Consider the following 19,312-nt stretch of genomic DNA (forward strand, 5'->3'; position numbering starts at 1 on the left):
GAGGCTTAGGCGAGCGCCTGCTCGAGGTCGGCCACGAGGTCGTCGATGTCCTCGATGCCGACCGAGAGCCGGACGAGGTCGTCGGGAACCTCGAGTGCCGAACCGGCCGTCGAAGCGTGCGTCATCGCTCCGGGATGCTCGATGAGCGACTCGATGCCACCGAGGCTCTCCGCGAGCGTGAAGATCTTCGTGCGGGAGCAGAAGTCGAGGGCCGCCTCCCGGCCGCCGGCGAGACGTACCGAGATCATCCCGCCGAAGCGACGCATCTGCCGTGCCGCCGCCTCGTGGCCGGGGTGCTCGGGAAGACCCGGATAGAGCACCTGGGCGATCGACGGATGGCCGAGCAGCAGGTCCACGACCGCCTCGGCGTTGTCGCAGTGCCGGTCCATCCGGACGGCCAGCGTCTTGGCGCCCCGCATGGTGAGGTAGGCATCGAAGGGGCCGGGCACCGCGCCCGCGCCGTTCTGCAGGAAGGCGAAGCCCGCGTCCAGTTCCTCGTCGTCGGTGACGAGCCCGCCGCCGACCACGTCGGAGTGACCGCCGATGTACTTGGTGGTGGAGTGCAGCACGACGTCGGCGCCGAGCGACAGCGGCTGCTGCAGGTAGGGCGACGCGAACGTGTTGTCCACGACGAGCCGGACTCCAGCCTCGCGCGCGATCGCGGCGACCGCCTCGATGTCGCCGATGTTGAGCAGGGGATTGGTGGGCGTCTCGATCCAGATGGCCTTGGTGGTCTCGCGGACGGCCGTCCGCACGGCATCGGGATCGTTCACGGCGACCGGGGTGTAGGTGACGCCCCACTGCGTGAACACCTTGTCGATGAGCCGGAACGTGCCGCCGTAGGCGTCGTCGGGGATCACCAGGTGGTCGCCGGGGCGCAGCAGCGTGCGCAGCGCGGTGTCGGTGGCGGCCATGCCCGAGGCGAACGCCCGGCCGAAGCGGCCGCCCTCGAGCGCGGCGAGGGTCGACTCGAGCGCCGTGCGCGTGGGGTTGCCCGTGCGGGCGTACTCGTAGCCGCTGCGCATGCCGCCGACGCCGTCCTGCGCGAACGTCGAGCTCGCGTAGATGGGGACGTTCACCGCCCCGGTCACCGGGTCGGGCATGAAGCCCGCGTGGATGGCGCGGGTCGCGAAACCGGAGTCGTCCGAATGCGTCATACGTGAGCTCCCAGCAGGTCGAGACGGGTGAGGACGCCGAGCGGTGTGCCTTCGTCGACCACCATGACGGCGTCGGTGTCGCTCAGCGCGTCGAGGCCGGCCTGAAGGTCCTCGCCGACGCCGATGAGCGGCAGCGCGGGCTCCATGTGATCGGCGACCGCGTCGGTCAGCGACGCGCGGCCTTCGAACACCGCGCTGACGAGTTCGCGTTCGCTGACGCTGCCGGCGACCTCGCCGATGACCACCGGCGGCTCGGGTCCGACGACGGGCATCTGCGAGACGCCGTACTCACGCATGATCTCGATCGCGTCGCGAACGGTCTCGGAGGGATGGGTGTGCACGAGAGCCGGGAGGTCGCCGGTCTTGCGGCGGAGCACGTCGCCGATCGACACGGTGCCGGGCTTTCCGGACAGCGGTGTGCGCAAGAACCCGTACGAGGCCAGCCAGTCGTCGTTGAAGATCTTGGACAGGTAGCCGCGGCCGCCGTCGGGAAGGAGCACCACGACGACATCATCGGGGTCGGCCTCCTGAGCCACCCGGAGCGCGGCGACGACGGCCATGCCGCACGAGCCGCCGACCAGCAGCCCCTCCTCGTGCGCGAGCCGCCGCGTCATCTCGAAGGAGTCGGCATCGGAGACGGCGATGATCTCGTCGGGCACCGAGGGGTCGTAGGCGCTGGGCCAGAAGTCCTCGCCGACACCTTCGACGAGGTAGGGGCGGCCGGTGCCGCCGGAGTAGACGGAGCCGACCGGATCGGCGCCGATGACCCGGATCTGGGGGTTCTGCTCCTTGAGGAAGCGGCCCACACCGGTGATCGTGCCGCCGGTGCCGACGCCGGCGACGAAGTGCGTGACCGTCCCGTCGGTGTCTTTCCAGATCTCCGGGCCGGTCGTCTCGTAGTGCGACTCGGGGCCGGCGGGGTTGGAGTACTGGTCGGGCTTCCAGGCGCCAGGCGTCTCGCGCACGAGGCGGTCGGAGACCGAGTAGTAGGAGTCCGGGTGTTCGGGCGGGACCGCCGTCGGGCACACGACGACCTCGGCTCCGTACGCCCGCAACGTGTTGCGCTTGTCCTCGCTGACCTTGTCGGGGCAGACGAAGATGCACGTGTAGCCGCGCTGCTGAGCGACGAGCGCCAGGCCGACGCCGGTGTTGCCGGACGTGGGTTCGACGATCGTGCCGCCAGGCTTCAGTTCGCCGCTGGCTTCGGCGGCATCGACCATCTTCACCGCGATGCGGTCCTTCGCGCTGCCGCCGGGGTTCAGGTACTCGATCTTGGCGACGACGGTCGCCCCTCCCGATGGCACGACGGAGTTGAGGCGGACCAGGGGAGTGCCGCCGATGAGGTCGACGACGTGATTGGCGATCGGCATGCGTCCATTGTCGCACCCGCTCACAGCCGGGGCCCGCGGCCCGGGCTGTGAGCGGGTCAACTGCGCAGGGGTCGCCCGTTCGCGTCGGTCGGGTCGCCGACGAGCATGACGATGCCGTCGATGAACGGCCACAGTGCGCCGATGCCGCACGTGACGATGGTGACCACCAGTTGGCCGACGCCGAGACCCACGTGGCCGGCGTACATCCGTCCGATCCCGAGGGGGATGAGGATCTGCAGCAGACCCGCGACGATCTTCGACTTGTCCGAATAGGGCACGCCGGTCACGGGGTGGCGGCCGTAGGGCGCCTCGGGGGAGGGGCCCCACCAGCCGGGCGGTGGTGTCGTCATGGTCGCCAGCCTAGGGGGTCAGAGGACCGCTCCGTCGCCACGCCCGTTGTCGACGTAGGCGTACGGATCGACCTGTTGCTTCTTCTCATCACGGTCCGGGTCGTACGGCCAGCGCTCCTCCAGCAGCACCGCGAGCGAGGACGCCGTGAAGACCGTCGAGAAGATACCGATGACCAGACCGAAGATGATCGCCAGCGAGAAGTCCATCAGCGAATCACCACCGAGGACCGCGAGCGCGCCGAGGATGAACAGCGCGCTGAGGCTCGTGTTGATGGTGCGCGGGATCGTCTGCAAGATCGCCTCGTTGACGGTGGCGCGCAGACTGCTTCCCGAGCGGAGTCCGGTGTGTTCTCGGATGCGGTCGAACACGACGATGGTGTCGTTCACCGCCAGGCCGATGATCGCCAGGATCGCGGCGAGGAACACGCTGTCGATGGTCTTGCCCCACCAGGCGAAGATGCCGACGACGGTCAGCACGACCGAGGCGAGCGACAGTTGGGCCGAGAGCGCCCACGTCCAGCGGAACCGCCAGGCCAGGTACAGCATCTGTGCGCCGAGCGCGATGGCGAAGGCGATGAGCGCCTTGGTGCGCAACTCGCTGCCGAGGCTCGGTCCCACCTGTTCGTCGCGGATCTGCTCGACGTCGCCGGACACCGAGGCGACCGCATCGCGGACCTGGTCGGCTTCCTCGTCGCTGAGGTCCTCGGTGCGGACGGTCACGTTGGAGTCTCCGCCGTCACCGGACGACTCCTGGACGACGGCGTTCGGGAAGCCCGCGTCACTCACGGCCGAGCGGATCTCGTCGACGTCGGGCTGCTGTGCGGTGGAGTACTCGATGATGCGGCCGCCGGTGAAGTCGACACCGAGGTTGAGGCCCTTGCCGAAGACGCCGACGAGCGAGACGATCGCCACGGCGGCGGTCACGCCGACCCACAGCCCGGCGCGCTTGACGATGAAGGGGCCGCGTTCGTTGATGAAGGTGCGGACCCGGCCGGTGCCCGCGATGCCGCTGGCGCGCGGGTGGTCGCGCAGGGGCACCCGGCGCACGGCCCATTCGGCGAGGACCCGGGCCACCACGAGCGCGGAGATCATCGAGGCGATCACGCCGATCGTGAGCGTGACGCCGAAACCGCGGACGGAGCCGGTGGCGAAGATGAACAGCAGCACCGCGGCGAGGATCGTCGTGATGTTGGAGTCGATGATCGCCGACCAGGCCTTGCTGAAGCCGGTCGTCAGCGACGGTGGCAACCCGGACTTCGGGTTCTCCTGATACTCCTCACGCGCTCGTTCGAACACCAGGACGTTGGCGTCGATCGCCAGGCCGATCGCGAGAACGAAGCCGGCGATGCCCGGCAGGGTGAGGGTGGCTCCCAGCCACACGAGGATGGCGTAGGCGATGAGGGTGTAGATGCCCAACGCGATCGTGGCCATGAAACCCACGACGCGGTAGATGACGACGATGAACAGACCGGTGAGGGCCAGGCCGATGAGGGCGGCCTCGAAGGAGGCGTCGATGGCTGCCGCGCCGAGCGTGGGGCCGATCGTGCGCTGCTCGATGATCTCCACCGGAACGGGGAGCGCGCCGCCCTTGATCAGCACGGCGAGGTCGGCCGCCTCCGAGGAGGAGAAGTCGCCGGTGATACTCGTCGTGCTGCCGCCGCCGCTCGCGCACAGGTCCGGCTGGATCTGCGGTGAGGAGATGACCTGCTGATCCAGGACGATGGCGATGCGCTGACCGCCGGCGGCGTTCGCGCAGGCGGAACTGACGAGATCGGACCACGGCCCGCGGCCCTCGCCGTTGAAGTCGACGTTGACCACCCAGCTGCCGATGCTGTTCTGCGGTTGCGCGGCCTGCGCGTCGCTGATGCCGTTGCCGTCCAGGCTGGGCGGCGCGAGCAGCAACTGCTGGCCCGATTCGTCGGGCAGGACGACCTGACCCTCCTCGGGCTGCGTCTCGGCGGTGGCCGGGGAGATGACCTCGCGGAACTCCAAGGTGGCGGTCTGACCGATCACCTCGGCGGCCTTGCGCGGGTCCTCGACGCCGGGCAGCTCGACGATGATGCGGTTCTCGCCCGAGCGGGCGAGGGTGGGCTCGGAGACGCCGAGGGCATCGACGCGGCCGCGGATGACTTCGAGTGCGCGGTCGGTGGCTTCGGCGTCGGCTTCGACGCGTTCGGTGGATTCGGCCTCGAGGACGATCTGAGTGCCGCCGCGAAGGTCGAGACCGAGGTTGGGCGGGAAGTACCAGGCAGCGAGCCCGGCGAGGATGACGACGAACAGCGCGGCGATCGCGCGCCAGCGCGACGGGGTCATGGTCATGGAAGAGCTTTCGGGTGAGGCGGGACAGCGGGCGCGGACACTACGCGAACGCCGGCGGCGCCCGGCCGCGCGCAGCCGCGTGCAGCCGCCCTTCGGCCGCGCTCACCGTCACCAGGGCGAGCAGGCCGAGCAAGGCGAGGGCCAGGGTCACGCCGGCGCCGAGGATGGCCGGATCGTGGTCGCCGGCCGCCGTGGCCTCGTGGTCGTGGGCAGAGTCCGGCTGGAGGCCGGCGGCGCGCGGCGTGGCCGAGGGGCCGTCACCCAGATTCACCGAGGCCGACGGAGCGCTGGACGCCGAGCGTGCGTGCGCGGCCGCGCCGGGCCACGAGACCGCGACCAGGAAAGCCACGAGGACCGCCGCGCAGCTCGCGGCGATCCCGCGCACGGTCGGTCGGGTGGGACGCACCCGGCGAGTCTAACCGCACGTACGCTGACGTCATGGCACAACGCACACTCGGTCGCAGCGGAATCGTCGTCAGCCCGGTCGGAGTCGGATGCAACGCCTTCGGCGTCCGCGTCGACGCCGAGCAGACTCAGGCGGTGGTCGATGCCGCGTTCGAGCACGGAGTGACCTTCTTCGACACCGCCGACGTGTACGGGCTCGGTGCGAGTGAGGAGTTGCTGGGGGCTGCGCTGCGCGGACGTCGCGATGAGGTCGTCGTCGCCACGAAGTTCGGCATGGACATGCAGGGCGCCAACGGCGACGACGGCGGGGCCCGCGGCCGGCGCGAGTACGTGCACCGGGCGTGCGACGCGAGTCTGCGGCGTCTCGGCGTCGAGGTCATCGACCTCTACCAGTTCCACACCCCCGACCCAGCCACGCCGCTGTCCGAGACCCTCGGCGCACTGGACGAACTCGTGCAGGCCGGTAAGGTCCGCGCGGTCGGTTGCTCGAACCTCCAGGCCTGGCAGCTCGTGGACGCCGACTGGATCAGCCGCACCGAGGGCGTCGCCTCGTTCGTCACCGCGCAGAACGAGTACTCGCTCTACAACCGCACCGCCGAGATCGAGCTCACCCCGGCGTGCCGCCACCTCGGCGTCGGCATCCTCCCGTACTTCCCGCTCGCGTACGGACTCCTGACCGGCAAGTACCGCCGCGACGAGTCGCCCGCCGAAGGCACGCGCCTGGCGCAGCAGCGGGCCCGCTACGAGGCGGCCGACTGGGACAGGATCGAAGCGCTGCAGACGTTCGCCGATGAGCGCGGTGTGTCCTTGCTCGACGTGGCGATCGGCGGGCTGGCCGCGCAGCCTCAGGTCGCGAGCGTCATCGCCGGGGCGACCAAGCCGGAGCAGATCGCGGCCAATGCGGCCGCCGGACGCTGGGAGCCCACCGAGGACGACCTCGAGGCGCTCGCCGCGATCGGCCGGCCGGAGCAGAGCTACACGACCTTCGCGCCGTAGCTTCCGTGCGTCATACGTTTCGAGGGCTCCGGCCCTCAGCACGTATGACATGCGCCTCCCGCCCTTGAGCACGACCAGCGGGCGGTTAGGCTGAAGACAGCGCCGGGTTGCGGTAGCCCCGGGTCCCAACATAAGCCGCTACGAGCGGCCACGCGCCGTGAGGCGCTCCCAACCCGGCGCCCCTTTCTCACGCAGGCTCCGGCCCGCACGGGCAGGCCGCGAGTGGTGCAATAGCGTCACGAACAGCCGCGGCCGGCCCCGAATCTGCACCACTCGTGGCCACGAATGCACCGCTCGCGGAGCCCGCCCGGCGTGCCGATCAGTACAGTGCGCCGGCGCGTTCGAGTTCGGCGGCGCGCCGCAACGCGCGAGCCGTGTCGACGAGCCGCGCCCCACTGTGCGCGTCGCCGTCCTCGGCCTGCGCCCGGCCGACTCCGACGATGTGCGCGAAGGCCGCCGCACGGTCGAGGGTGACGTCGAAGTTCTCGCTCACGATGCCCCGCACGACGGTGTCGACGAGCGCGACGACCTCCTGGGGGCCGGGAGGCTCGACGACGCCGGCGAGTACCTCTTGCACGGGTGCGTACGCCTTGCCGAGGGCGAACTCGTGAGCCGCGCGGTCGGGCTGGCGATGCACCCAGGTGCGCAGTACGTACAGACGCCACAAGGCACCCGCAAGCGAATCCGCCGCGGCGCGTGACCACAGCTCGGCGATCACGCCGAGCCCCTCCTCGTCAGCGAGGTGCAGCACGCGGTCGACCAGTTCCTGGTCCTCGGCCGCGGGCTCCTTGGTCCCGCGGACGAGCAGGTTGGCGATGCGATGGCCGGCCGCGGTGGCCTCCGACGGATCGGAGGCAGGATCGGGCTGGACATCGAACAGGTTCTGACCGGGCAGTGCGGGCTTGTCGAAGTCGGCCACCGTCAGTCCTTCCATGCTCCGTCGATTGCGGCGAGGTACGCGTCGAAGCGCGAGTCACCACACGGCCGGGTGACGCGGGGCGTGCCGCCGACGGGATGTTCGAACCGTAGGCGGTTCATGACGTACGCGATCGTCGTGGCGGTGGCGACGTCGTTGACGACGACCGATCCGCCCAGGCCACCCCAGTAGCAACGTCGGCCCGGCGCGGTTGCCGACGGTAGCGAACCGGCCAAAGCCCAGCCCGGCCCGAAGGTCAGCGAGAGCCCGAGGACGAGGTCGACGCCGCTCACGTGCGGTGTCAGCAGCCGTTCGACGGTGGCCGGTCGCAGCAGTCGGACGCCCCCGAACTCGCCACCGTGGGAGATCGCCGCCTGAGCCAGCGCGACGCCGCGCGCGTTGCCGTGGCCGTTGGCGGCCGGGATCTGGCCGCGGCGCCACCGTTCGGTGGCCGATTCGCGGACGTGGACGAACGGGCGCAGCAGTGCTTGCGCCGCGACGCCGTCCGGGTCCTGGGGATCGAGCTCGATCAGGCGCGGCGGGACGACGGGAGCGACGCGGGCGTCGTGGTCCGGACCCAGGCCGATGTGCACGTCCGCCCCGAGCGGCTCGGCGATGCGCTGGGCGACGATCTCACCGGGAAGCAGCCCCGTCGTGCGGCGCATGACTTCGCCGAGGAGGTGGCCCTGGTTCAGCAACTGGTAGGCGGGCGCCGAGCCCGGGGTGAACCAGGGGGCGGAGGCGGCGAGGTCGGCGGTGCTGCGTTCCCAGTCGTACAGATCGTCGACGGTGATCTTCGGGCTCCACGCCGGGACCCCGGAGGTGTGGGCGAGCACGTCGAGGACCGTGACCTCCCCCTTGCCGTGCTGGGCGAAATCGGGCCAGTAGTGCGCGACGGGCCGGTCGACGTCGAGGACGCCGTCGTCGTGGAGCATCCACGTCGCGAGGTTGACGAGCGTCTTGCTCGTCGACCACATCGGGGTGAGGGTGTCGTGCTGCCAGGGGACGCTGCGCTCGCGATCGGTCCAGCCCGCCCAGGTGTCGAGGAGCACCTCGCCCTCGCGGATCACACAGAGGCTGGCGCCGAGCTCGACGCCGTCCTCGACGTTGCGCTGCAGCAGGTCGTCGACCGCCGCGAAGCGCGGGTCGACGGTGGGTGCCCGGCGAGACGGCGCAGTCGTCATCGGCTCAGCGTAATCACTCGCGCAGCGCCTGGCTGACCGGACCGGCGACGAGACCGATCTGCCAGCGCCGGGCGCCGAGCTCGGTCAAGGCTTCGCCCACGGTGTCGGAATCGATGACGCTCGGTGGCTCCCATGCCAGTTGCCGGATGAAACCGGGGGAGACCAGGTTCTCGCTGGGCAGGTCGTACTGCTCGGCCAGTTCGACGACGACGGCTTTCGCCCGCTGAAGCCGCCCCGCGGCGGCGGGGTTCTTCTCGGCCCAGGCGCGTGGGGGTGGCGGACCGTCGTGGCGCTGACCGGCGCTGGGCAGGTCGGCCTCGTCGAGCGAGAGCGCCTCCTCGATCGCCGCGTGCCATTCGTCGAGGAACCGCCGGGGGCCACGTCCGCGCATCGGTCGCGAGGCACGCAACTGGCTCAGATCCTGCGGCGGGGACATCGCGAGCTCGAGGATGGCCGAGTCGGGCAGAATCCGCCCGGGCGTGACATCGCGCTGCTGGGCGATCCGGTCGCGGGTCTGCCAGAGGGAACGGACGACGGCCAGCGCCCGGCGACCGCGCGCCTTGTGGATGCCCGAGGTACGGCGCCAGGGCTCGCTGCGTTCGGCGGGCCCGGTGAAGGTCAACAGGGCCTCGAACTCCTCGAGTGCCCACGGCAGTTTGCCGGTGCGTTCGAGGTCGGCCTCGACCAGGTTGCGCAACTCCACGAGCACCTCGACGTCGAGCGCCGCATACTCCAGCCAGGGCTCGGGCAACGGTCGGGTGGACCAGTCGGCGGCGGAGAACTCCTTGGCCAGGCTCATGTGGAGGTAGTGCTCGACCAGTCCCGCCAGGCCGACCCTCGGGAGGTTGAGCAGGCGCCCGGCCAGTTCGGTGTCGAACAGCGCCGTGGGCCGTAGACCGACCTCGGCCAGGCACGGCAGGTCCTGGGTCGCAGCGTGCAGAATCCACTCCGCCTCGCCGAACGCCTCGCCCAGATCGGTGAGGTCGTCGAACGCGGTGGGGTCGATGAGGAACGTGCCGGCTCCCTCGCGCCTCACCTGGACGAGGTAGGCGCGCTGTGAATAGCGGTAGCCGGAGGCGCGTTCGGCGTCGAGGCCGATCGGACCGTAGGCGAGCGAGATCTCCGCGCACGCGCGGGCCAACTCGTCTTCGTCGTCGATGACGTCGCCGAGGGGCTCGCGTAAGCCGAGACGGGGAAGCGGCGCCTCCTCGGGGGCGTCGTCGGGCGTGGCTCCGGCGTCCGGCGCGGTCACCGCACCACCCCTGAGCCGCGGCGTCCGGTGCGTCGAAGCGGCACGATGCCGGGCGCGACGGGTGGAAGGCCCGCGAGCTCGGCGAGCAGATGCATCCAAGCGTCCGCGTGCGGTCCGAGGTCGTCATTCTCGGCCGGCGACCACGACGCGCGCACCTCGATCTGCGCACTGCTGCCGTCCTCGGCCATCTGACCGAAGCTGTCCGAGCGGACGACGGTGACACTGCCGCTCGCGGCATGGTGGTGGGCACCGACGGCCTCGAGCGCGTCGGTGAGCCAGCTCCAGCCCACTTCGGTGAGCATCGGATCGGCGGCCATCTCGATGTCGATGTCGGCCTTCGCGAACGTCACGCACCGGAACGTGCTCTGCCACGCGTCGTGGCCGGCCGGATCGTGGAGGCAGATGAAGCGCCCCGTGGCGACGTCCTCGTCGTCGACGGTGAGGTCGCCGCTGATGGCATGGGCGTAGGGCGCGATGCGCTGCGGTGGAGGCATGACCTCCACGGTGAGCTCGGGGCGGGCGTGCGCCCGCATGATCTGCTCGACGGCCCGCGCGAACGCTGCGGGCACGCCGTCGATCTCGCTTCGGGCTGCCACACCGCGATCCTAGGCCGGATCGGGCCCACCTCCACCCTCGACACGCGGCGGTGCCTGAGAGACTCGAGGTGTGAGCACCTCGATCGCCAGCAGTCCCTTCCTCGCCGCGTGTCGTGGTGAGCAGCCCGCACACACACCCGTCTGGTTCATGCGGCAGGCCGGCCGCTCGCTGCCGGAGTACCGGAAGCTGCGAGAAGGCGTCCCGATGCTCGAGTCGTGTTTCCGGACCGACATGGTCGTCGAGATCACGATGCAGCCCGTGCGCCGATACGGCGTGGACGCGGCGATCTTCTTCTCCGACATCGTCGTCCCGCTCAAGGCCATCGGCGTCGATCTGGACATCGTGGCCGGAACCGGTCCGGTGGTCGCCGAACCCGTGCGCGGCGCCGCGCAGCTCGATCAGTTGCGCGATCTCGAACCCGAGGACGTCACGTCGGTGACCGACGCGGTCGAGGCATTGGTCGGCGAACTCGGCGGCACGCCGCTCATCGGCTTCGCCGGAGCGCCGTTCACGCTGGCGTCCTATCTCATCGAAGGTGGGCCCTCTCGCGATCACCGGCGGACCAAGGAGCTGATGTACAGCGACCCGGAGCTCTGGCACGCGCTGCTCGACCGCATCGCGCGGATCGGTGGTCAGTTCCTGCGGCTCCAGGTCCAGCACGGCGCCTCGGCGATCCAGCTGTTCGACTCCTGGGCCGGTGCGCTGTCGCTGCAGGACTACCGCACGTACGTCCAGCCGCACTCGGCGACGGTGCTGAACTCGGTCGCCGATCTCGACGTGCCGCGCATCCATTTCGGGGTGGGCACGGGCGAGTTGCTCGGCGCGATGGGTGAGGCCGGGGCCGATGTCGTCGGCGTGGACTGGCGGGTGCCGCTCGACGAGGCGGCCCGCCGCGTCGGACCTGAGCGGTCGCTCCAGGGCAACTTGGACCCGACGCTCGTGTTCGGACCGACCGAGGTCGTGCACGAGCGCGCGGCGCAGATCATCGAGGGCGGGCGCGCCGCTCGCGGTCATGTGTTCAATCTGGGGCACGGTGTCCTTCCCGCCACCGATCCCGATGCCCTCGCTCGGCTGGTCGACTTCGTCCACGCGTACCCGGTGGCCTGACCGTGCGCGTCGCGGTGGTCGGCGGCGGGATCGCGGGGCTGACCTGCGCCTACGACCTGCAGGAGGCCGGAGCCGACGTCGTCGTGTTCGAGGGTGCCGATCGGGTCGGCGGCAAGCTGCTCGTCGGCGAGGTCGGGGGGATCACCGTCGACCTCGGCGCCGAATCGATGCTCGCTCGCCGGCCCGAAGCTCTCGATCTGGTGGCGGAGCTGGACCTCGGTGATCGGCTCGTTCACCCCGAGCCGTCGCCCGCCACGCTGTGGACGCGGGGCGCCCTCCGGCCCATGCCGCCGACGGTCATGGGGGTTCCCGCCGACCTCGAGGCGTTGACCGCCTCCGGGGTACTGAGCGCGCCGGTCGACCCCCGCAGCGTTCCGGTGCCCGAGGAGGACGTCTCGGTCGGCGCGTTCGTCGCGGAGCGAGTCGGACGGGACGTCGTCGACCGGCTGGTCGAGCCACTGCTGGGTGGCGTGTACGCCGGGCACGCCGACCGGCTCTCGCTCCGCGCCGCAGCGCCGATGATCGCCGCGCTCGGGCCCGACCCGGTCGCGGCCGCGGTGCAGCGCCGCGCCTCGGGTCGCGCGCTGCCCGGTCCGTTGCTCGCCGGGCTCTCCGGTGGCGTCGGCACGTTGCCGCTCGCCTTGGCCGAGCGGCTCGAGGTGCGCCTGAACAGTACGGTGCGGGCGATGAGTCGCGACGGCGGCGGCTGGACCCTCGTGGTCGGTCCGACGACACAGGCCCGCCGCGAGCGGTTCGACGCGGTCGTGCTCGCGGTTCCTGCGCCGGCGGCCTCGCGTCTGCTCGCCGAGACCGCCCCGCGAGCGGCGTTCACGCTGGCCGGGATCGACTACGCGTCGATGGCGCTCGTGACCTTCGTGCTCGAGGGGGCCGACCTGCCGTCCGGCTCGGGGTTCCTCGTCCCGCCGATCGACGTTGCGGCGATCAAGGCGGCGACCTTCGCGACGAACAAGTGGGCGTGGCTGGCCGAGTCCGCGGGAGACGCCGCGGTGGTCCGGACCTCACTGGGCCGGGCCGGCGACACGACGGCGCTGCAGCGGCCCGACGACGAACTCGTCGCCACCGCGCTGGCCGACCTGCGCCGCGCCGTCGAGCCGGTGGGCGAGGTCGGACAGGTCGTCGCACGCCGCGTGCAGCGCTGGGGCGGTGGTCTTCCCCAGTACGACGTCGGTCATCTCGACGCCGTCGACGCGATCGAGGCGGACGTCGACCCGATCTCGGGACTCGCCCTGTGCGGCGCTGCCTACCACGGGGTCGGCATCCCGGCCGTCATCGCGACGGCTCATGCCGCAGCGGAACGAATTCTCGGACAGGAGACAATGGAGTCATGACGAACAGCGACGTGAACCCCGATCAGATCAACGCCACGATCCGCTACGCGATGTACTCGGTGTTCCGGCTGCGGACGCCGTTGGGCGACCAGGACCGCGCTCCGCTGGTGGACGAGGTCGAGGCGCTGTTCGCGAAGCTGGCCGGCGACGACGTGGTCGTGCGTGGCACCTACGACGTCAGCGCCCTGCGGGCCGACGCCGATCTGCTGATCTGGTGGCACGCGCCGACCGCCGACGCGCTCCAGGACGCGTTCCACGCGTTCCGCAGGACCGCGCTGGGCGGCCACCTCGAGCCGGTCTGGTCGAGCATGGGCCTGCACCGCCCGGCAGAGTTCAACCGCACCCACGTCCCGGCGTTCATGGCCGGCGAGGCCCCCCGGCGCTACCTGTGCGTGTACCCCTTCGTGCGGTCCTACGACTGGTACCTGTTGCCGGCTGAGGAGCGGTCCACGATGCTGCGCGACCACGGCCACGCCGCTCGCGACTTCGTCGACGTGCGCGCCAACACCATCGCCGCGTTCGCGCTCGGCGACTACGAGTGGCTGCTGTCGTTCGAAGCCGACGAGCTGCACCGCATCGTCGATCTCATGCGTGAGCTGCGGGCGACCGAGGCCCGCCGACACGTGCGCGAGGAACTGCCGTTCTACACCGGCCGGGCGCTCGGGATGGGCGAGCTGGTCGCGCTCTGGGCCTGAGCCGACGCCGCTGCGCAGCGGTGCTGAGGCGCCGCTCCGCGGCGGCCTTACTGCTCGGGTTGCAGATTCAGCGCGATGCCGTTGATGCAGTAGCGCTGGTCGGTGGGGGTGTCGAAGCCCTCGCCGCCGAAGACGTGGCCCAGATGAGAGCCGCAGTTCGCGCACCGCACCTCGGTCCGCACCATGCCCATCGAGCGGTCCTCGATGTACTCGACCCGATCCTCGGCCAGCGGGGCGTAGAACGAGGGCCAGCCGCAGTGGGCGTCGAACTTGGTCTCACTGCGGAACAACTCGGCACCGCACGCGCGGCACGAGTAGACACCGACCGTCGGATCGGTCTCGTACGGGCTGCTGAACGGCCGCTCGGTGCCGGCTTGGCGCAACACGTGGTACTCGGCGGCGCTCAGTTCCTCGCGCCACTGCTCGTCGGTCTTCGCGACGTTGTAGTTCTTCTCGGTGGGGGAGGACAAATCAGATCTCCGTCTGTGCTTCGAAGGGAAGGTGCTCCAGCAGGTGCAGTGTCGGGACGTCGAGGGCGCGACGCGCTCGCGACGTCCAGTCGAGCTTGAGGAACTCGCGCACCAGGTGCGGCTCGGTCAAGATGATGACCTCGTCGGCGCCGACCTCGTCGACGAGCCGTTCGAGCGCATCGATCGGGTCGCCTTCGACGAGCTTGGCCGTGACCTGCTGCCCGCGGTCGCGCAGCAACCGTGCGCTCGTCTCGAGCTCGGCCTCGCCGGCGTCGTGGATCTCCTGCTCGACGACGGCGAGAGTGTCGGGTTCGCTGATCGGCATGAACTGCCCGCCGCCCAACGCGCTCATCGAGGAGCTGAGCATCGCCGCCGAGCTCTCCACCGGCAGGAGAAGGTGGTACGTCAGGTCGTCATCGACGCCCTCGTGCAGCGCGACGATCTGGTTGGCGTCGAGCTCGATGAGCTGACGTTCGATGAGCAGGACGACGTTGTACATGACTCAATCCTAGGCCGAACGGTCACGCATCCAGCGGGTCAGCAACACGCCGTCGGCCTCGATCAGCTCGGCGAGCCGCATGGTCCGCTCGGTCACTGCGTCGCCGTGCGCGATGCGCGGCCCTGGTCCCGCAGTGAGGATCGGGCCGATCGTCAGGCACACCTCGTCGACGAGGTCCTGCGCGATCAGCTCCCCGTGCAACGTGGGCCCCCCTTCACAACTCACGCGACGCAGTCCGCGGGCGGCCAGATCGTCGACCACGGCGCGGCAGTCGACCTGCCGTTCGCCGGCGACGACGACGTCCATCGTCTCCGCGAGCTCGTCGCGCCGTTCGGACGGCGAGGTGGAGCAGGTGTAGAGCAGTTGGCCGGGAGCCACGAGGGCGTCGGGGATGTCGAGGCTGGCGCTGATGACGGCGATCGGCGGGACCGGGCTGAGGCCCAGGCGCTCACGCAGCTGGGAGTCGACCTCCTCGGGTTTCACCGGCGCGTACCGCTCGGCACGGACGGTGCCCGCCGCCACGAGGATGACGTCGCTCAAGGATCGCAGGAGCGCGAACAGCTGTTCGTCGGGTTCACCGCCGAGGTCTCCCGAGCGCCCCTGGCGGTCGGTCGCCGAGCCGTCGATCGAGGACACGAAGGCGGTGCGGACCCAGGCGCGCCCCACGTCGTCGGGATAACTGAAGCGGCGTTCCAGATCGGCGATGTCGAGCATGCCGCCAGCCTAAGGACTCCGGTCCCGCATCGTACGAGGGCTGCCACCGTGCCGCCGGCGAAGCGGGCTCGGCCGTCGGTGAACTCGGCGCCTCAGGCACGGCGGCGGAGCCAGGCGCCGAACGCCGGAGCAAGCGCGAGGATGAGGAGCAACCGCACGAGCTGGGACGCGGTCACGAAGGTGAGATTTCCGCCGGTGGTGGACGCGATCGCGAGAACGGCCGAGAACCCCCCTGGTGTCGTCGCGAGGTACCCGTCGAGCGCGCTCTCGCCCGTGACGTGGGCCAGACCCGCCCCCATCACGGCACAGACGACGATGACCACGACGACGTTGGCCACCGCGAGGGGGAGGAGCCGGCTGATCGTCCGCACCGCGCCGCGGGTGAACCGGAGACCGACGGCGAGACCGATGAGCAGGTATCCGCTCTGCTCCACCAGGGACGGGACACCGACCGCTCCGAAGAGCGGATGGACGGCGGCAGCGGCGACCAGCGGACCGAGGACCGGTCCTGCCGGAAGGCGCACGAGCCGGCCGCCGACGACGCCCAAGGCGATGCTCACCGTGGTGAACGCCAGCGCAGGAACGATCTCGCCGGCGCTCGCCCTCGCGATACCCCCGGAGTCCGGTGCGCGGAAGGCGAACTCGACCACGAGGGGGAGCGAGGCGACGATCACCACGATCCGCAGATACTGCAGGACCGTGACGACGCGGTCGTCGGCCCCCAGGTCTCGCGACATCGCCGAGAGGCCTGCCGCTCCTCCGGCGACCGAGGCGAAGACCGCGGTCTCGCGCGAGATCTCGCCACGCAGGCAGAGCATCAGACCGAGCGCGACGCTGACGGCGATCGTGGCGACGCTGACGAGGAGCACCCACGACCAGTCGGCGCCCAGCGCGGTGATGGTCTCCAGATCGACCGAGGCTCCGATCGAGGCACCCAAGATGGCCTGGCCGAGGACGTACAGCGGTTCGGGCAGCGGCAGCGCCTGCCGGAGAACCAAGGTGAAGACCAGTGCTCCGATGAGGGCCCCGAGCAGGACGCCCGAGGTGAGGCCGACGAGGTCGAAGAGTCCGACGAACGCGATGACCAGCACGGCCAGTGCCGCGATCCGTCCGACTCCTCTCACCCGTCGAACCTAGCCCGCGGGAGGCATTCGGCGTGGTGCCGCCCGCGGCCTCAGGCGAACATCGCCTCCAACGGCACCAGTTCCACCGCGCCGACGGCGTAGCGGGCGAGGATCACCTGAGCGATCTCCTGCTCGGCACCGAGCGGCTCCGCGACCGCCACCGCTCCCGCCTCGAGGGCGAGTTCCTTGACCCGGTCCGGCAGGACGCCGGGCGCGAGGAACAGCATGCCGACGGCGATGTGCCGCCGGCCGTCCGCGCGGTGGGCGCGCACGGCTTCACCGGCCGCGGGCGGGACACTCGAGGCGAAGGCCGCGATGGTGGGGAGCCGGTGATGCGAACCCCACGCGCGTGCCGCGCGCGAGATCATCGCGTTGGCGAGCGGGTCGGACGATCCGGCGCCGGCGAGCACGAGCGCGTCGAGCTCGCGGACCCGGTTCACCTTGAGGGCCTCACGCAGTCGCCGGTCGAGAACGTTGAAGAACGCCGACTCGATGCCGAGGACCTTCGTGACGTGGATGCGCAGACCCTCGTGCCGGCCCGACGCCCGCTCCGCGGCCTGGGGCACGTCGACCTTCGCGTGGTACGCCTCGGTCAGCAACAGCGGAACGACGACGATCTCGGAGTAGCCCTCGGCGACGAGCCGATCGACGACCTCGTCGAAGCCGGGCTCGGAGAGGTCGAGGAACGCGGTCTCGACCCGCAGGTCGGGTCGCATGCACGCGACGAGCTCCGTCAGGGCATTGATGGTGGCGGCAGAGCGGGGATCGCGGCTGCCGTGCGCAAGAGCAACGAGTGCTGGTGCGGTCATGCTTCCCTCCTTCCGGGGATATGTGCGGGATTGAGTTGGCCGATGAACGACAGGCTGAAGGCGCGAAGGCAGCTGCGACACTCCCAGGCGCCGTGGCGTTCGCCGTGCGGACGCAGGTCCTCGTCCGCGCAGTAGGGGCAGTGGTACGGCATGGCCCGGCCGGTCATCGCAGCAACTCCTCGTCGGCGCGGGCGACCCAGCGGGCGAACGGCTCGCCCGGATCGCGATGGGCGAGGTAGGTGCGCGACAGCTTCTCCACGTAGTCGGGCAGGTGCTCGGCGCTGACCTTGTGAGCTCGCAGCTTCCGCCCGAACCCGGCATCGAGGCCGAGCGCGCCGCCGAGATGGACCTGGAAGCCCTCGACCTGGTTGCCCTCGTCGTCGACGACGAGCTGGCCCTTGAGGCCGATGTCGGCGGTCTGGATGCGGGCGCAGGAGTTGGGGCAGCCGTTGACGTTGACGGTGATGGGGGAGTCGAGCTCGGGAACCCGGCTCTCCAACTCGTTCACCAGGTCCGCCGCGCGCTGTTTGGTCTCGACGATCGCCAGCTTGCAGTACTCGATGCCGGTGCAGGCCATCGTGTTGCGGCGCCACTGCGAGGGCCGGGCCTGCAGGCCGAGCTCGGCCAGTGCGGCGACGAGCGACTCGACCCGGTCCTCCTCCACGTCGAGCACGAGGAGCTTCTGCATCGGCGTGGTCGCCAGGCGGGTGGAGCCGTGTGCCTCGGCCACGTCGGCGACCTGACGCAACAGCGTGCCCGACACGCGTCCCACGCTCGGGGCCGCACCTACGAAGAAGCGGCCGTCGACCTGCCGGTGCACGCCCACGTGGTCGACGGGGGTCTCGGGCACCTCGGGCGCGTCGAGGTCGACGAGCGAGCGGTGGAGATACTCGGTCTCGAGGACCTCGCGGAACTTCTCGATGCCCCAGTCGGCGACGAGGAACTTCAGTCGTGCGCGCGAGCGCAGGCGCCGGTAGCCGTAGTCGCGGAAGATGCTCGTGACCCCCTCCCAAACCTGCGGCACCTCGTCGAGCGGCACCCAGGCGCCGAGCCGCTGGGCGAGCATGGGGTTGGTCGACAGGCCGCCGCCGACCCAGACGTCGAAGCCCGGCCCGTGCTCGGGGTGGACGGCGCCGATGAAGGCGACGTCGTTGATCTGCGGCACGACGTCGTGGCCGGGGTGACCGCTGACCGCGCTCTTGAACTTGCGCGGCAGGTTCGAGAACGCCTTGTCGCCGATGTAGCGACTCTCGATCGCCTCGATGGCCGGGGTCGCGTCGATGATCTCGTCGGCGGACACGCCGGCGACCGGGCTGCCGAGGATGACCCGCGGGCAGTCACCGCAGGCCTCCTGAGTCGAGAGCCCGACCGACTCGAGCCGTTCCCAGATGGCGGGGACGTCGCGCACGTCGATCCAGTGGAACTGGATGTTCTGGCGGTCGGTGAGGTCGGCGGTGTCGCGGGCGTAGCGAGTGGAGAGGTCGGCGATCGTGCGCAGTTGCTCCACGGTCAACTGACCGCCGTCGATGCGCACCCGCAGCATGAAGTAGCGGTCGTCGAGCTCTTCGGGCTCGAGCGTGGCGGTCTTTCCGCCGTCGATCCCGGGCTTGCGCTGGGTGTAGAGGCCCCACCACCGGAAGCGGCCGCGAAGATCGCCCGGGTCGATCGAGTCGAACCCGCGATGCGCGTAGATGTTCTCGATGCGGGCCCGGACGTTGAGCGGGTTGTCGTCCTTCTTGGACTGCTCGTTGGCGTTGAGCGGTTCGCGGTAGCCGAGGGCCCACTGCCCCTCACCGCGGGTGCGGCGGGGACGGCGGGTGGGAGTGCCGGTGCCGGGTGCAGATGCCATGGGTCTCTCTCGGACAGAGGGGAGCGCACGGCACGATGAACCTCGACGCGGGGGAGTGCCGCGCGACCGGTTTGCGGGAAGCAGGGAGGGGTCGCTGGATCAGCGACACATCATCGAACGCGCACGACCGAGGTCCACGTGGAGTCGTTC

At 70.5% G+C, this 19,312-nt stretch carries 20 protein-coding genes; 4 read left to right on the forward strand and 16 right to left on the reverse strand.

All coding sequences use genetic code 11. The annotated features are described in order from the left end of the window. Nucleotides 1–5 precede the first annotated feature (5 nt). Genes D9V41_RS11125 through D9V41_RS11145 form a run of 5 tightly spaced genes read right to left on the reverse strand, consistent with a single transcriptional unit; the run spans nt 6 to nt 5,602 of the window. The gene (locus D9V41_RS11125) at nt 6–1,157 is read right to left on the reverse strand and encodes a cystathionine gamma-synthase (protein WP_121794648.1); all 1,152 of its coding nucleotides are present in this window, start codon (nt 1,155–1,157) and stop codon (nt 6–8) included. Then, nucleotides 1,154–2,527 (reverse strand): cystathionine beta-synthase, encoded by a 1,374-nt coding sequence (locus D9V41_RS11130; RefSeq protein WP_121794649.1) that lies wholly within the window; start codon nt 2,525–2,527, stop codon nt 1,154–1,156. The genes D9V41_RS11125 and D9V41_RS11130 overlap by 4 nt, the downstream gene beginning before the upstream one ends. A 56-nt stretch (nt 2,528–2,583) precedes the next feature. Then, complete coding sequence (locus tag D9V41_RS11135) at nt 2,584–2,877, reverse strand: TM2 domain-containing protein (RefSeq protein WP_121794650.1); 294 nt, start codon at nt 2,875–2,877, stop codon at nt 2,584–2,586. Nucleotides 2,878–2,895: 18 nt separating this feature from the next. Further along, nucleotides 2,896–5,196 (reverse strand): protein translocase subunit SecD, encoded by a 2,301-nt coding sequence (secD, locus tag D9V41_RS11140; RefSeq protein ID WP_121794651.1) that lies wholly within the window; start codon nt 5,194–5,196, stop codon nt 2,896–2,898. A gap of 40 nt (nt 5,197–5,236) precedes the next feature. Beyond that, nucleotides 5,237–5,602 carry a hypothetical protein gene (locus D9V41_RS11145; RefSeq protein ID WP_121794652.1) on the reverse strand — a complete coding sequence of 122 codons (366 nt, stop codon included), beginning with the start codon at nt 5,600–5,602 and terminating at the stop codon, nt 5,237–5,239. A 32-nt stretch (nt 5,603–5,634) separates the two neighbouring features. On the opposite strand from D9V41_RS11145, the gene D9V41_RS11150 reads away from it, so the two are divergent. Then, on the forward strand, nt 5,635–6,597 hold the full coding sequence (locus tag D9V41_RS11150) for an aldo/keto reductase (protein ID WP_121794653.1): 963 nt from the start codon (nt 5,635–5,637) through the stop codon (nt 6,595–6,597). Nucleotides 6,598–6,916: 319 nt separating this feature from the next. Here the strand turns inward: D9V41_RS11150 and D9V41_RS11155 are convergent, their stop codons facing one another. Genes D9V41_RS11155 through D9V41_RS11170 form a run of 4 tightly spaced genes read right to left on the reverse strand, consistent with a single transcriptional unit; the run spans nt 6,917 to nt 10,545 of the window. Beyond that, entirely contained in the window at nt 6,917–7,531 is a 615-nt protein-coding gene (locus tag D9V41_RS11155; RefSeq protein WP_121794654.1) for a hypothetical protein, read from the reverse strand. Then, nucleotides 7,519–8,697: a serine hydrolase domain-containing protein gene (locus D9V41_RS11160; RefSeq protein ID WP_121794655.1), complete on the reverse strand. Its 1,179-nt coding sequence runs from the start codon at nt 8,695–8,697 to the stop codon at nt 7,519–7,521. Before D9V41_RS11160 ends, D9V41_RS11155 begins: the two co-directional genes overlap by 13 nt. A 13-nt stretch (nt 8,698–8,710) precedes the next feature. Then, on the reverse strand, nt 8,711–9,949 hold the full coding sequence (locus D9V41_RS11165) for a ribonuclease D (protein ID WP_121794656.1): 1,239 nt from the start codon (nt 9,947–9,949) through the stop codon (nt 8,711–8,713). After that, complete coding sequence (locus tag D9V41_RS11170; protein WP_121794657.1) at nt 9,946–10,545, reverse strand: DUF3000 domain-containing protein; 600 nt, start codon at nt 10,543–10,545, stop codon at nt 9,946–9,948. The genes D9V41_RS11165 and D9V41_RS11170 overlap by 4 nt, the downstream gene beginning before the upstream one ends. A 70-nt stretch (nt 10,546–10,615) precedes the next feature. Here D9V41_RS11170 and hemE point away from each other — a divergent pair, with 70 nt between their 5' ends. From hemE to hemQ, 3 genes are read left to right on the forward strand one after another with little or no spacing between them, the layout of a single operon-like run. Next, complete coding sequence (hemE, locus tag D9V41_RS11175; RefSeq protein ID WP_121794658.1) at nt 10,616–11,653, forward strand: uroporphyrinogen decarboxylase; 1,038 nt, start codon at nt 10,616–10,618, stop codon at nt 11,651–11,653. A 2-nt stretch (nt 11,654–11,655) separates the two neighbouring features. Then, nucleotides 11,656–13,002, forward strand: a complete 1,347-nt coding sequence (hemG, locus tag D9V41_RS11180; protein WP_121794659.1) for a protoporphyrinogen oxidase — start codon at nt 11,656–11,658, stop codon at nt 13,000–13,002. After that, nucleotides 12,999–13,697 (forward strand): hydrogen peroxide-dependent heme synthase, encoded by a 699-nt coding sequence (hemQ, locus tag D9V41_RS11185; RefSeq protein WP_121794660.1) that lies wholly within the window; start codon nt 12,999–13,001, stop codon nt 13,695–13,697. Before hemG ends, hemQ begins: the two co-directional genes overlap by 4 nt. Nucleotides 13,698–13,744: 47 nt before the next feature. Here the strand turns inward: hemQ and msrB are convergent, their stop codons facing one another. From msrB to D9V41_RS11215, 7 genes are all read right to left on the reverse strand, one after another. Further along, nucleotides 13,745–14,167 (reverse strand): peptide-methionine (R)-S-oxide reductase MsrB, encoded by a 423-nt coding sequence (gene msrB, locus D9V41_RS11190; RefSeq protein WP_121794661.1) that lies wholly within the window; start codon nt 14,165–14,167, stop codon nt 13,745–13,747. 1 nt (nt 14,168) lies between these two features. Further along, entirely contained in the window at nt 14,169–14,666 is a 498-nt protein-coding gene (locus D9V41_RS11195) for a hypothetical protein (RefSeq protein WP_121794662.1), read from the reverse strand. A gap of 9 nt (nt 14,667–14,675) precedes the next feature. Beyond that, nucleotides 14,676–15,380, reverse strand: a complete 705-nt coding sequence (locus tag D9V41_RS11200) for a pyrimidine reductase family protein (protein ID WP_121794663.1) — start codon at nt 15,378–15,380, stop codon at nt 14,676–14,678. 92 nt (nt 15,381–15,472) lie between these two features. Beyond that, a complete protein-coding gene (locus D9V41_RS11205) occupies nt 15,473–16,504 on the reverse strand; it encodes an AbrB family transcriptional regulator (protein WP_121794664.1) in 1,032 nt (343 codons plus the stop codon). 50 nt (nt 16,505–16,554) lie between these two features. Next, a complete protein-coding gene (locus D9V41_RS11210; RefSeq protein WP_121794665.1) occupies nt 16,555–17,313 on the reverse strand; it encodes a sirohydrochlorin chelatase in 759 nt (252 codons plus the stop codon). Then, complete coding sequence (locus tag D9V41_RS17830) at nt 17,310–17,480, reverse strand: hypothetical protein (RefSeq protein ID WP_166376010.1); 171 nt, start codon at nt 17,478–17,480, stop codon at nt 17,310–17,312. Before D9V41_RS17830 ends, D9V41_RS11210 begins: the two co-directional genes overlap by 4 nt. After that, nucleotides 17,477–19,162, reverse strand: coding sequence for a nitrite/sulfite reductase (locus tag D9V41_RS11215; RefSeq protein ID WP_121794666.1), 1,686 nt, complete (start codon nt 19,160–19,162; stop codon nt 17,477–17,479). Before D9V41_RS11215 ends, D9V41_RS17830 begins: the two co-directional genes overlap by 4 nt. Between the last annotated feature and the right edge of the window lie 150 nt (nt 19,163–19,312).

The organism is Aeromicrobium phragmitis (genome assembly GCF_003674095.1).
Classification (GTDB): Bacteria; Actinomycetota; Actinomycetes; order Propionibacteriales; family Nocardioidaceae; genus Aeromicrobium; species Aeromicrobium phragmitis.

Coding starts and splice junctions, on each gene's coding strand:
- hemQ (WP_121794660.1), top strand. CDS start 12,999: ATGACGAACAGCGACGTGAACCCCGATCAGATCAACGCCACGATCCGC.
- D9V41_RS17830 (WP_166376010.1), bottom strand. CDS start 17,480: ATGACCGGCCGGGCCATGCCGTACCACTGCCCCTACTGCGCGGACGAG.
- D9V41_RS11135 (WP_121794650.1), bottom strand. CDS start 2,877: ATGACGACACCACCGCCCGGCTGGTGGGGCCCCTCCCCCGAGGCGCCC.
- D9V41_RS11125 (WP_121794648.1), bottom strand. CDS start 1,157: ATGACGCATTCGGACGACTCCGGTTTCGCGACCCGCGCCATCCACGCG.
- D9V41_RS11130 (WP_121794649.1), bottom strand. CDS start 2,527: ATGCCGATCGCCAATCACGTCGTCGACCTCATCGGCGGCACTCCCCTG.
- D9V41_RS11150 (WP_121794653.1), top strand. CDS start 5,635: ATGGCACAACGCACACTCGGTCGCAGCGGAATCGTCGTCAGCCCGGTC.
- D9V41_RS11195 (WP_121794662.1), bottom strand. CDS start 14,666: ATGTACAACGTCGTCCTGCTCATCGAACGTCAGCTCATCGAGCTCGAC.
- D9V41_RS11210 (WP_121794665.1), bottom strand. CDS start 17,313: ATGACCGCACCAGCACTCGTTGCTCTTGCGCACGGCAGCCGCGATCCC.
- D9V41_RS11200 (WP_121794663.1), bottom strand. CDS start 15,380: ATGCTCGACATCGCCGATCTGGAACGCCGCTTCAGTTATCCCGACGAC.
- D9V41_RS11215 (WP_121794666.1), bottom strand. CDS start 19,162: ATGGCATCTGCACCCGGCACCGGCACTCCCACCCGCCGTCCCCGCCGC.
- secD (WP_121794651.1), bottom strand. CDS start 5,196: ATGACCATGACCCCGTCGCGCTGGCGCGCGATCGCCGCGCTGTTCGTC.
- D9V41_RS11160 (WP_121794655.1), bottom strand. CDS start 8,697: ATGACGACTGCGCCGTCTCGCCGGGCACCCACCGTCGACCCGCGCTTC.
- D9V41_RS11155 (WP_121794654.1), bottom strand. CDS start 7,531: ATGGAAGGACTGACGGTGGCCGACTTCGACAAGCCCGCACTGCCCGGT.